The sequence below is a fragment of the Rhizobium sp. P28RR-XV genome (genome assembly GCF_012641385.1).
GTDB lineage: Bacteria > Pseudomonadota > Alphaproteobacteria > Rhizobiales > Rhizobiaceae > Rhizobium.
Genome location: NZ_JABAIG010000009.1, coordinates 254,222 through 266,633 on the forward strand (window position 1 = coordinate 254,222; position 12,412 = coordinate 266,633).

Genomic DNA, 12,412 nt, shown 5'->3' on the forward strand with positions numbered 1-12,412 from the left:
CGTTAGAAGATGCCGCCATCGACGGTGATGGCTTGTCCGGTCATGGCGCCCGAGCAGTCCGACGCCAGGAAAAGCACCGGTCCGACCAGATCCTCGGCGCTCAGCACGCGCTTGAGGCATTGCCGATCGATGGTCTTGGCCATGCCCTCTTCGGTCAGCCATAGGTCGAGCTGCCGCTGGGTGATGATCATGCCGGGCAGGACGGCGTTGACGCGAACGTTCTCAGGGCCGAGGCGCCCGGCAAAGCTCTTGGTCAGCCCGAGGATGCCGGACTTTGCCGCCGCATAGGAGGACAGCAGCGGCGGGTTGGTCTTGAAGACGATCGAGGAAAAATTGATGATCGCGCCGCCGCCGGCGCCCCGCATGCCGGGGACCGCCGCCTGCGAGACGAAGAAGACCTGTTTGAGGTTGATCGCCTGGTTGTTGTCCCAATATTCCTCGGTCGTCGTGTCGATATCGTGCCGGTCGTCCCAGGCTGCGTTGTTGACGAGCACCCGGATTGCGCCGAGATCGGATTCCACTGCTGCGACCGTGCTTTTGATGGCGCCGACATCGCGCAGGTCGGCGTGATAGAAAACGACGGGATGGACGGATCCTGCCGAAAGCCTGGCGGCCAGCGCCTTGCTCGGCTCCTCGGCGACGTCGATGAAGGCGACCTTCGCACCCTGCCTGGCGAAACCCCCTACAAGGGCTGCACCGATGCCGGAGCCGCCGCCGGTGATGAGCACGGTTCGATCTTTCAGGTCGGGAAATTGCGCGTGCGTCTCAGCCAAGATCTCTCCTCCGGAATAGGTCGTGAAGTTCCATTATCTGGAACGACATTTGACTATGTGGAATTATCGGATTACCCTTCCATCGTGTCAAGGATAACGCTGCAGTGCCAGCGATAAATGAAAGGGCATGGATCTGAATCCGGAGGGCGTGAAAGCGAATGGCCGCGGCGACCGGGAAACCGGAACGCTTGGGAAGCTCGTCGCGCTGCTCGATCGCGTTGCGCTTGCGGATGGCCCCATGCGCTTTACGGACATTCTTTCGCTGTCCGATCAGCCGCGCGGCACACTGCATCGCCAATTGTCACATCTCGTCGAGGAAGGACTTCTGGAGGTCGATCGCGACGGTCGCTATCTCATCGGCCTGAGGCTTTTGACGCTCGCCTCGCGCAGCTGGGCGCGCAACGAATTCCGCGCCGTTGCCGAGCCGCATTTGCAACGTCTGCACGACGTCACCTGCGAAACCGTGCATCTCGGCGTTCTGCATGATGCGGAGGTCATCTATCTCGACAAGGTGGAGGGACGGCAGTCCGTTCGCATGTATTCGCAGATTGGCAACGCCTCGCCGGCCTATTGCACCGGCGTCGGCAAGGCGGCGCTTTCCGCACTCGACGATGCCGAGCTTGCGATCCGGATCGCCGCTCTCGAATTCCGCCCTTACACGCAACAGACGCTTCGCAACGCCGGAGAGCTGCTCTCGGATATTTCGGAGATCAGGCAGCGCGGCTATGCGTTCGATATCGAGGAGCATGAGAGCGGCATATGCTGTGTTGCGGCTCCGATCCGTTCGGATGACGGTCACATGCTGGCCGGCGTCTCGGTCACAGGACCGGCCTATCGTGTCACGCCGCAGAGCTTGCAGGCATGGGCGCCCCTGGTGGTGGCCGCGGCTGATTCGATCATGATGGATATGCGCAATCGCATGGGTCCCAAACGCTAGTTCCGCAAATTCTCGTCGCGGCTGCCCAGAGCTTGTCAATTTTAATGCTGCCAATGCTGGACCTTAGCCAAATTGCCCGTTTATCTGGAATTTTACAGTTGAGATATGCGGAAGAGCTGCCATTATCCGCAAATGATTGCTGGAATCATAGAGGAATTGGCGAGGTTATGACCAGGCGACATAGTAACGATCGTTGAAGCTGCCACAAATTTCGAAAACTTATATTTCGGTAGGTGCCTGATAGCGGCGCTGGTGCATTAATCTCATGGGACAAGATACGGAATTTCGTATTTTTTTCCTCTTTTACTAAAGAAGACTGATGATGGCGGCACTGGTACAGGCGGGAACGCCTCCTCGCGGCGAGGACTATATCGAGGAAATCGGCAGGCTGAAGACTCAGTTTGATGTGTTCCGTTTCATGAAAGGGCTGACCGAGGCCTATCGTTGTCGCGCTTTCATGGTGCTTAATCTGCCGCCGATTACCTCTTTCGAACTGCAGAGCAATTCGGTGATCAACAATTGGCCGGCCGAACTGCTGTCGATTTATGATCAGGAGGGACTGCTGCCGACCAGCCCCGCATTGCTGCGCTTGCGCAGTTCCACGCTTCCTTTCATCTATGAGGTGGTGGCGAGCCCCAATCGCGAGGCAGGCAAATCGCAGCTCGTCGTCACCTTGTTCGAGCGCTTTCGCATGACGCGCTTCCTCTATCTGCCGACCCATGATGCCTCGGGCCTTCGCGGCGCAGTCTCTTTGGCCGGGGATCGCGACCCCTTTTCGTCCGAGGAGATCAAGGATCTTTCCTACATCGCAATTCACGTCTTCGATCGGCTGGCGGAAATCCGCAATCTCGATGTTCGCGTCGTCGATGCCCTAACTGACCGCGAGATCGATTGCCTGAATTGGACTGCGGCCGGAAAGACCAGCGCGGAAATAGCCGAAATCCTTGCGCTGTCCGAACACACGGTCAACCATTACCTCAACCGCGCTACCAAGAAGCTCGACACCGTCAACCGCACACAGGCCGTTGCCAAGGCACTCCGCGTCGGGTTGATCAAATGATCCTTGCGGCTCGCTGAGGTGCCGCCGTCGTCAGCTTCAATTGCCGGCAGGACTTAAATGTATTGATCGAGATTCGGGCAGCTCGTGAATGAATTTTGTGCGCTGCGAATAAAATATGATGAAGAGCATCGCCGACGTCAGGCCCCATCATGCCGGGCATTACTCATCAAATATTTGAAATATGGTGATTTTTTCCATTTTGTGAAAACTGGCACGCTTCCTGCTTGTTAAATGGCAGAGGTCCAGAGGGGACTTTGATAACAGCGCCGACGAAACGTGCGCGGATCAAACAACCGTCGCCGATGCCGTCGCCATAGCTTCTCCGGGCGAAGGGCGTTGGCGGCGGTTGTTGCTTATTGGGCACGCTCATAAGGATCGAAGCGGCCGACGAGGCGATTTTCCCAGGCTTGCCCTATTTCTTCCGAGCGGTTGCCCTACTTCGGCCGGCGAAACGTCTTTCCGGATTGGGAGACCGCGGCTGGTGGGGTCATAGATGGACCCGGCGGACTTGCCGGCCGCAACGAAGGCGCTTTTTATCGGCAGCGCCTTGAATTTCGTTTGGCGAAGTCCCGCCGCTCCACTATCTAAACCGGAAAGCGTATGGCCCGAGCGGCCGATGCTGCGCTCCGGATGAAGATTGTGCAGTGAGGATGGAATGGCAGACATCACCAAGGAACAGGTGCTGGAAACGTTGAAGACGGTTCGCGGCCCGGACCTGGAGCACAATATCGTCGAGCTCGGTATGGTGTCGGATGTCTTCATTTCCGACGGCAAGGTCTATTTTTCCATTACCGTTCCGGCCGAGCGCGCCAAGGATCTCGAGCCGATGCGTCTTGCCGCCGAGCGCGTCATCAAGGAAATGCCCGGTGTCAAAGGCGCCCTGGTCGCGTTGACGGCCGACAAGAAGGCCGGCGCGCCCGCCGCCCGGCCGGCGCCGGCGCAAGCTGCCCCGCACGGCCATTCGCATTCTCATCCGCACGCGCCGCCGCCGCAGCCTCGTGCCGCCAAGATCGGTGTACCCGGTGTAGGTGCCATCATTGCGGTTGCTTCGGGCAAGGGCGGCGTCGGCAAGTCGACGACGGCGGTCAATCTTGCCTTGGGCCTGCTTGCCAACGGCCTGCGCGTCGGCATTCTGGATGCCGATATCTATGGCCCTTCGATGCCGCGCCTCCTGAAGATTTCCGGACGTCCCACCCAGATCGACGGACGCATCATCAATCCCATGGAGAATTACGGCCTCAAGGTCATGTCGATGGGCTTCCTCGTCGAGGAGGAGACCGCGATGATCTGGCGCGGGCCGATGGTGCAATCCGCGCTCCTGCAGATGCTGCGCGAAGTGGCCTGGGGCGAGCTCGACGTCCTGGTCGTGGATATGCCGCCCGGCACGGGCGACGTGCAGCTGACCATGGCGCAGCAGGTGCCGCTTGCCGGTGCCGTCATCGTCTCGACGCCACAAGACCTGGCCTTGATCGATGCGCGCAAGGGCTTGAACATGTTCCGCAAGGTCGAGGTTCCTGTCCTCGGCATTGTCGAGAATATGAGCTATTTCATCGCGCCGGATACCGGCGCCCGATACGATATTTTCGGCCATGGCGGCGCGCGGAAGGAAGCCGAGCGCATCGGCGTGCCTTTCCTAGGTGAGGTGCCGCTGACCATGGGAATCCGGGAAACCTCGGATGCCGGCACGCCGCTCGTCGCTGCCGAGCCGGACGGTATCGTTGCGAAGATTTATCGCGAGATCGCTGCCAAGGTTTGGAAGCAAGTGGAGGGCACACCGCAACGCGCCGCCCCGTCGATCGTATTTGAATAATTCGCGGGAGACGTATCGGCTTTCTGTATAGCGACGGATTGTCTTGTCGGCATCCTGTGCTATGACTTCGCAAGATCATCGAAACTGCGGTGAAATCGCGCAATGAAGAGGTTGTGACTTGATTCTTTGCGAGCTTTGCTGCATATGCGCCGCCGGCGTGGAACTGGCCGGGCGTTTCCGATGACCGCCCTCCGCCGCATGGTGGTTTTATTTCGTCCGAGCAGGCGGCTTCGCCAGGACGGACGAAGGATTGGTACAGCAGCGCAATGGAACATGGACACGGATTCCGGCCGGACCGGCGGGATATGACCGGGGTTTTATGAGCTTTTTTCATTCGCCATTGGTGGGATCGCAGCGAGTGCGCGCAAAGTGCCTCGGCCTTTGCGCCGTCTCCGCTGCTGCGGGAGCAAGCAGTTGATAACTGCCTATTGCTCAGATTCCAAACCGCTTCAGCTCCCCGATCTCTCGGCCGCCGACCGGTTGCCTGACAATGCCACTTGGATCGACATGGTCGATCCCACGCGCGAGGAAGAAGCCGATATCGAGCGGCTGCTCGGGTTCGAAGTACCGACGCGCGAGGACATGAAGGACATAGAGCCTTCCAGCCGGCTCTATGTCGAGAACGGCTCGGTCTTTCTGACCGCTTCGCTGTTGTGGAAGGCCGATACCAATCTGCCGATGCTCACCGACGTCGCCTTCATTCTGACGGGACACCGGCTGGTCACCATCCGCTACGCACAGCCAAAATCCTTCGCATTGTTCATCGCGGCCTTGCAGCGCATTCCGCAGGAGCGGCGCACGGGCGTCGCGCTGCTTGCCAAACTTCTCGAAACCATCGTCGACCGTACCGCCGAGGTGCTTGAACAGACCGTCGCCGGTATCGATATATTGTCAGTGCACGTATTCGGCGATCGTGTGAAGAAAATCCGCCGCCCGGCAAACTATCTGGAAGAGAAGCTCAAGGACATCGCAGGCTATCACCGCACGCTCAGCAAGGTGCGTGACAGCTTGAGTTCGCTATCCCGGCTGCTGACCTTCCTTCACGCCATCCCCGCCATGCAGCAGGACCATGAAGCCAAGGACCTGTGTCGCAATGTCTCGCGGGATGTCCAGTCCTTGTCCGAGCACGCATCCTTTGTCGCGGGAAACATCACCTTCCTGCTGGATGCATCGCTCGGGCTGATCAATATCGAGCAGAACGCCATCATCAAGATCTTTTCGATCGCTTCCGTGGTGTTCCTGCCGCCGACGCTCGTGGCGTCCGTCTATGGCATGAATTTCGAGCATATGCCCGAGCTGCATTTCGCCTACGGCTACCCGGCATCGTTGTTGTTGATGGTGGTTTCCGCCATCGTTCCGTTTTTCTTTTTTCGCTGGAAAGGCTGGCTCTGAGAGTCTAGTGATCCTGAATGTCTAACGAAACCCATCATTCTCCCGACGGGAAAATGAACGCTCGTAAACTCGCATACCTCGCCCTCGGTTCGGTCGGCGTGGTCTATGGCGATATCGGCACGAGCCCGCTCTATGCCTTTCGCGAGGCCCTGAAGCCGGTAGCCGCTGATGGTTTGACGCGCGGCGAAGTCATCAGCGTGGTGTCGCTGATGTTCTGGACGCTGACGATCATCGTCACGATCAAATATGTCCTTTTTCTGCTTCGCGCGGACAATGACGGCGAAGGCGGCACGCTGTCGCTGCTGGCGCTGTTGATGAAGACGGCGAACGGCCATACCGCCATTCTGATGCTGCTGGGCCTGCTGGGCGCCGCACTCTTCCTCGGCGATGCGATGATCACCCCGGCGCTTTCGGTTCTGTCCGCCGTCGAAGGCCTGAAGCTGGTTACCCCGCAGCTGTCGGACTATATCGTCCCCATATCGGTTGCGATCCTTGCATTGCTTTTTGCGATACAGTCGCATGGCACCGGCGCGGTGGCCCGTTTCTTCGGGCCGATCACCGCCCTCTGGTTCATCGTCATGGGTGTAGTCGGCATCATGCACATTTCCGATGACTACAGCATCCTGACGGCGCTCAATCCCTGGTATGCGGTGAGCTTCCTCATGCGGGAAGGTTTCCTCGGCGTCGTGGTGCTCGGTGCGGTGTTCCTGACCGTGACGGGCGCTGAAGCGCTCTATGCCGACCTTGGCCATTTCGGCCGCCGCCCGATCCAGTGGGCCTGGTTTGTGCTGGTGTTCCCGTCGCTGACGCTGAATTACTTCGGCCAGGGTGCCCTCGTGCTGCGCGAGCCCATGGCCATGTCCGATCCGTTCTTCCTGATGTTTCCGCATTGGGCGATCCTGCCGGTGGTCATTCTCGCCACCATGGCGACGATCATCGCCAGCCAGGCCGTCATCACCGGCGCCTTCTCGCTCACGCGCCAGGCTATCCATCTCGGCTTCCTGCCGCGCATGGAAATCCTGTTCACCTCCGAGACCAATACCGGCCAGATATTCCTGCCGTCGGTCAACACCGTCCTGTTCTTCGGCGTCATCTTCCTGGTCCTGGCCTTCAAGACGTCGGACGCCCTGGCGACGGCCTATGGTATCTCGGTCACCGGCGCGATGGTCGTCACCTCGATCATGGCCTTCGAATTCGTCCGCGTTCGCTGGAACTGGACGCTGCCCATGGCTGTTGCCGTGCTCACGCCGCTGCTGCTCTTGGAATTCGTCTTCCTCGGCGCCAACCTGCTGAAAATCCATGATGGCGGCTACGTTCCGGTGCTGATCGCAACCGCCTTCACCGTCATTATGTGGACCTGGCGCCGCGGCACCGCGATCCTGATGGAAAAGACGCGGCACACCGATATCCCGCTGTCGTCCTTCGTGAGCTCCATCGAGCGCAAGAGCGACCACTCGCCCGCCCATGTGCCGGGCACGGCGATCTTCCTGACCAGCGATCCGGAATCCGCGCCCGCCGCACTGCTGCATAATCTGAAGCACAATCACGTCCTGCACGACAAGAACGTGATCCTGACGATCCGTACCACCAACAAGCCGCGTGTCCTCCAGGAGGACCGCTATTCGGTCGAAAAGGTTTCCGACCGCTTCTCGCGCGTCGAGCTGCGCTTCGGCTTCATGGAATCGCAGAACGTTTCGCAGGCGCTCGCGACCCTGCGCAAGACCGGTCTGAAGTTCGACATCATGTCGACCTCCTTCTATCTCGGTCGCCGCAAGCTGGTACCGGACGCCAAGTCGGGCATGCCGCACTGGCAGGACCGGCTCTACATCGCGCTCGCCAATGCCGCGACCGACCCTTCAGACTACTTCCGCCTGCCGGCCAACCGCGTGGTGGAACTGGGCTCGCACGTCATCATCTGAGCTCGGCAAGATTGCTCTTCCTTCGAAGGCCCGGTGGATATCCGCCGGGCCTTTTCTCTTAGGGCTGCGAGCTCGCGGTATTCACGACCACAGATTTGCCCGAATTAACCATCCATCAAGGTTAATGGGAGATTATTCCGGCTCCTGGTTTCGAGTGCCGTTTGGAGTCCGGTGTTGTCCCGCTCGCGTTATGTCAGCCGAAAATTGAGTTTCTTGCCGAAAAACTGGACTTCGCCCGCCGTCTTCGGGCTCTGTGCCTGGCTGATCTTCCCATCTCCAGCCGCCTACGCTGATCTTGCCGGCCTCCTTTCCGGCATCGACAGGGAAGGGGCCAATTGGCGCATGGTGATGACCGCCTCGCCGGCCGGCTCCACTCACCAGGCGGAGTTGGCCTTCGGCGATGCCAAGACGGCGGCCGCGGTGGGCGACGGCGGCCTGGTGCTGCCGGACGGGCGGCGGGTTGCTTTCCAGTCGGAGCAAAAGGGCAGCGATCCCAGACCAGATGAAGAGCGGATCAACCGCCAGGACAAGAAAGGCCGCATCGTTGCCGTTGCGCCGATGCAGCCGCCAAAGGATTTCTCCGCGGGCTCGGTATTGGAGCGGCAAAGCATGCTGTTTCGGCCGGAATCCGATACCGGTGAGCGCACCGCCTTCCTGAAGCCGAAGCTCGACGGCAAGGAAATCCAGATTGCCACCGCCTTCTACAAGAAGCAGCCGCCGAAGCTGGACGACGAAGTGCCGGCCTATCTGGCAAACCTCATCACCAATCAGAATGCCGATGTTCTGGCTGCTGCCTATGCATCGCCGACACCGGACTATGCCCGGGTTTCGCCTTTCGATTCCATCCTTGCCAAGGATCAGGACGGCGAAGGCCGTTTCGTGCCGCAGATCGGACCGAAGGATCATCTGTGGGCGGCCAATGTCCTGCCGCCATCGGTATTCTCGTCCGATGAGCAGCAATGCCTTGCGACCGGCATCTATTTCGAGGCGCGCGGCGAGTCCGTGAAAGGGCAGGCGGCCGTCGCCCAGGTCATCCTCAATCGCGTTCGCAATCCCGCCTATCCCAAAACCATCTGCGGCGTGGTCTATCAGAACGAGGATTGGCGCAATGCCTGCCAGTTCTCCTTTGCCTGCGACAGCGTCAAGGATCGGGTCAATTCGCCGGAACACTGGCGCATCGCCCGTCAGGTCGCGATGGCGGTAACGGCCGGCAAGATCTGGTTGCCGGAAGTCGGCTCCGCCACTCACTACCATGCCGTCTACGTCCGGCCGAAATGGGCGGCCGAGATGGTGAAGGTCGGCCGCATCGGCATGCATATCTTCTACCGCACTTATGGCGGCGGCTGGAGCTGAAGCATTCGAAGTTTGTGGATTGGTCCTAAGGAGCGCAGTGGCGACTGGCAAAAAAGCCATAGAAAAGCATGGGCTGAAGAGGAATCTTCGGCTCAGTTTTCGTCCGGCACGGCTCTTTCAATCTAACGTTATGATTTAATTGGGCTAATTTATGGCTGGACAGATGGCGTCTACGCCTTGACTATGCTTTTTCCTAAAACTATGTTGCGCGCGACTTCAAAACGGGCCGGAAGGTGGCGAAACCTGCTGTTCGTTTACGCGTTGACCGGGGTATAGGGATAACGCGCGACGAAAAGGGGGAGGATATCACCATGACGGACGACCGCGACGAAAGTCTGGAACAGCGGCGGGCGCAGCTGGGAGCCGAATTGGCGAGCAAGCGCGCTGCCGCGAAAGAGGATGAATACGGGGAGGTTCGCGCCGAGGAGGGCCGTAAAGGCTATGCTCAGGCGATGAAGCTTTCCAGTGAATTCATTGCCGCCATTATCGTTGGCGCTGTTCTGGGCTATGTCTTCGACCGTTTTGTCGGTACGGCGCCGTGGGGCATGATTATCTTGCTGCTTCTCGGATTCTGTGCCGGCGTGCTGAATGTGCTGCGCTCTGCGGGCAAGGTGGCGACACCGGAGCTGAATGAGCAAGACCGAGACAAGAAATGAGCGGAAGCGACGCTGCGGCGCCGTTTCCAGGTGAGAGGCATCCGCTCGCTCGAGCGGGAAAATGAAAGAGAACCAGCGGTGGCAAACGGACCTACCCATCAGTTCCTGATCTTCAAGATTATTCCGATCGATATCGGTGGAATTGATTTTTCGTTCACCAACGCTTCCTTGTTCATGGTCGCCTCCGCAGTGATTTCCGCGGGCTTCCTCTATTTTGCCAGCGCGCAGCGCAGCGTCATTCCGAGCCGCGCTCAGTCGGTTGCGGAGATGGCCTACGAATTCATCGCCTCGATGCTGAAGGAAGGGGCGGGAACGAAGGGAATGAAGTTCTTCCCGCTGGTCTTCTCGCTCTTCATGTTCGTGCTGACGGCAAACCTGCTCGGCATGGTTCCCTATTTCTATACGGTCACCAGCCAAATCATCGTCACCTTCGCTCTGGCGCTGCTGGTCATCCTCACCGTCATTCTCTACGGCTTGATTAAGCACGGCTTCGGCTTCTTCAAGCTCTTCGTGCCGCAGGGTGTTCCGGGTATCCTTCTGCCGCTGGTGGTGGTGATCGAGATCATTTCCTTCCTGTCGCGGCCGATTTCGCTCTCCGTTCGTCTTTTCGCCAACATGCTGGCCGGTCATATCACGCTCAAGGTGTTCGCAGGCTTCGTCGCCTCGCTCGGAGCCCTTGGCGCGCTTGGCATTGGCGGCGCAATTCTTCCCCTCATCATGACCGTCGCCCTCACCGGTCTCGAGTTCCTTGTCGCCTTCCTCCAGGCTTACGTCTTTGCGGTACTGACTTGCATGTACCTCAACGACGCGATCCATCCGGGTGGCCACTAAGGATAAAGACATTGGCGTCTAAGGGCGTCAGTCATTCACCGCACAACCATTTCAAAGGAGTTCAACATGGACGCGGAAGCAGCAAAGTTCATCGGCGCAGGTTTGGCTTGCTTTGGTATGGCCGGCACGGCTCTCGGCCTCGGCAATATCTTCGGCAGCTACCTGTCCGGCGCACTGCGCAATCCGTCGGCTGCTGACAGCCAGTTCGGCCGTCTGGTATTCGGCTTCGCCGTTACGGAAGCTCTGGGCATCTTCTCGCTGCTCATCGCTCTCCTCCTGCTCTTCGCCGTCTGATATCAGCGGCGTCATAGATCACGGTTCGCGGGCAGCGAGCCGTGATTCTTTGCATTTGCAGACCACCTGGAGGTGAGCATGTTTGTGACCCCGGCATATGCTGAAGAAGCACCGCCGGCCGCCGGCGAGGTGCATACGGAAACGGGTGCGCCGAATGAAGGCCATCACGCCGGTGTTTTTCCGCCGTTTGACCATACGACGTATCCGTCACAGCTGCTTTGGCTGGTGATCACCTTCGTCATCTTCTATGTGGCCATGCAGAAGATCGTCATTCCGCGCGTTGGCCGCATCCTGGAAAGCCGGCACGACCGGATCGCTCAGGATATCGAAGAAGCTTCTCGCCTGAAGGCCGAAGCCGATGCCGCCGTCGCGACCTATGAAAGCGAATTGGCTGCCGCGCGCGCCAAGGCAAATTCGATCGGCGCAAGCGCCCGCGACGCTGCCAAGGTCAAGGCCGAGCAAGATCGCAAGACGATCGAGGCAAGCCTTTCCGAAAAGCTCAAGGCTGCGGAAGCCCGCATTGCCGAGATCAAGACGAAGGCTTTTGGCGATGTCGGTGCCATTGCTGAAGAGACGGCTGCGGCCGTCGTCGAGCAGCTGGTCGGCAACGTCGCCGGCAAGGCTGATGTCGCTTCGGCTGTTGCCGTAGCATCCGCGAAGCGGGAGGGCTAAGTTATGACGTTTGGTCTTGACGAAACTTTCTTTGCATTCGTCGCGCTTATCATCTTCATCGGTCTCATCGTCTACCTGAAGGTTCCGGGCATGATGGCGAAGTCGCTGGACGATCGCGCCGACCAGATCCGCAACGAGCTGGCAGAAGCCAAGCGTCTGCGCGAAGAGGCTCAGCATCTGCTGGCCGAATATCAGCGCAAGCGCAAGGAAGCCGAGGCTGAAGCCGCGAATATCGTCGCCGCAGCCGAGCGCGAAGCTGACATGCTAACGACGGAAGCCCGGAAGAAGACGGAGGAATTCGTCGCCAACCGTACGGCTCTCTCCGAGCAGAAGATCAAGCAGGCTGAAGCCGATGCGATGAAGGCGGTTCGTTCCGCCGCCGTCGATCTGGCGATCGCCGCTGCTGAATCGGTGCTTGCGAAAAAGGCCGATGGCAGCGTCCAGTCCGGCCTCTTCAACGATGCCGTCAAGGAAGTGAAGACGCGGCTGAATTGAGCTGCGGAACATCGAAATTTGACAAGGCCCTGCTTCGGCAGGGCTTTTTTATTGGGGAGAGGGCACGCCGTCATGTAGAGCCGATTGCTGCCGCATGACGCCGGTTCAATGCGCAGTTTTGCGCAGGAGGTTAGTCCTTATGGTGGGATGCGCAGGCTCCTGAGCTTGTCGAAGGGGTCGGGTGCTGAAGAAACGCAGACAAATCCCTCTTAATAGTGGC

At 59.2% G+C, this 12,412-nt stretch carries 12 protein-coding genes; 11 read left to right on the top strand and 1 reads right to left on the bottom strand.

The features are described from left to right. Positions 1 to 2: 2 nt before the first annotated feature. Positions 3 to 773 (bottom strand): SDR family NAD(P)-dependent oxidoreductase, encoded by a 771-nt coding sequence (locus HGP12_RS20555; protein WP_168840880.1) that lies wholly within the window; start codon positions 771 to 773, stop codon positions 3 to 5. 127 nt (positions 774 to 900) lie between these two features. On the opposite strand from HGP12_RS20555, the gene HGP12_RS20560 reads away from it, so the two are divergent. The 11 genes from HGP12_RS20560 to HGP12_RS20610 all read left to right on the top strand — a co-directional run bounded on the left by HGP12_RS20560 (position 901) and on the right by HGP12_RS20610 (position 12,192). After that, positions 901 to 1,710 carry an IclR family transcriptional regulator gene (locus HGP12_RS20560; protein ID WP_168840879.1) on the top strand — a complete coding sequence of 270 codons (810 nt, stop codon included), beginning with the start codon at positions 901 to 903 and terminating at the stop codon, positions 1,708 to 1,710. 319 nt (positions 1,711 to 2,029) lie between these two features. Further along, positions 2,030 to 2,770, top strand: a complete 741-nt coding sequence (locus tag HGP12_RS20565; RefSeq protein ID WP_409526842.1) for a helix-turn-helix transcriptional regulator — start codon at positions 2,030 to 2,032, stop codon at positions 2,768 to 2,770. 655 nt (positions 2,771 to 3,425) lie between these two features. Continuing rightward, complete coding sequence (apbC, locus tag HGP12_RS20570) at positions 3,426 to 4,580, top strand: iron-sulfur cluster carrier protein ApbC (RefSeq protein ID WP_168840878.1); 1,155 nt, start codon at positions 3,426 to 3,428, stop codon at positions 4,578 to 4,580. 414 nt (positions 4,581 to 4,994) lie between these two features. Further along, positions 4,995 to 5,972 (top strand): magnesium transporter CorA family protein, encoded by a 978-nt coding sequence (locus HGP12_RS20575; protein ID WP_168840877.1) that lies wholly within the window; start codon positions 4,995 to 4,997, stop codon positions 5,970 to 5,972. 53 nt (positions 5,973 to 6,025) lie between these two features. Next, positions 6,026 to 7,891 (top strand): potassium transporter Kup, encoded by a 1,866-nt coding sequence (locus HGP12_RS20580; protein ID WP_409526841.1) that lies wholly within the window; start codon positions 6,026 to 6,028, stop codon positions 7,889 to 7,891. Between the two features lie 174 nt (positions 7,892 to 8,065). Beyond that, positions 8,066 to 9,244: a cell wall hydrolase gene (locus HGP12_RS20585; RefSeq protein ID WP_168840875.1), complete on the top strand. Its 1,179-nt coding sequence runs from the start codon at positions 8,066 to 8,068 to the stop codon at positions 9,242 to 9,244. Positions 9,245 to 9,555: 311 nt separating this feature from the next. Continuing rightward, complete coding sequence (locus tag HGP12_RS20590) at positions 9,556 to 9,900, top strand: AtpZ/AtpI family protein (protein WP_168840874.1); 345 nt, start codon at positions 9,556 to 9,558, stop codon at positions 9,898 to 9,900. A 78-nt stretch (positions 9,901 to 9,978) separates the two neighbouring features. Further along, entirely contained in the window at positions 9,979 to 10,731 is a 753-nt protein-coding gene (locus tag HGP12_RS20595) for a F0F1 ATP synthase subunit A (protein WP_168840873.1), read from the top strand. A 66-nt stretch (positions 10,732 to 10,797) separates the two neighbouring features. After that, positions 10,798 to 11,025 carry a F0F1 ATP synthase subunit C gene (locus HGP12_RS20600; RefSeq protein ID WP_004109844.1) on the top strand — a complete coding sequence of 76 codons (228 nt, stop codon included), beginning with the start codon at positions 10,798 to 10,800 and terminating at the stop codon, positions 11,023 to 11,025. A 78-nt stretch (positions 11,026 to 11,103) separates the two neighbouring features. Then, positions 11,104 to 11,697, top strand: coding sequence for a F0F1 ATP synthase subunit B (locus HGP12_RS20605; protein ID WP_168840872.1), 594 nt, complete (start codon positions 11,104 to 11,106; stop codon positions 11,695 to 11,697). 3 nt (positions 11,698 to 11,700) lie between these two features. Further along, on the top strand, positions 11,701 to 12,192 hold the full coding sequence (locus HGP12_RS20610) for a F0F1 ATP synthase subunit B (protein WP_168840871.1): 492 nt from the start codon (positions 11,701 to 11,703) through the stop codon (positions 12,190 to 12,192). The last annotated feature ends 220 nt before the right edge of the window (positions 12,193 to 12,412 follow it).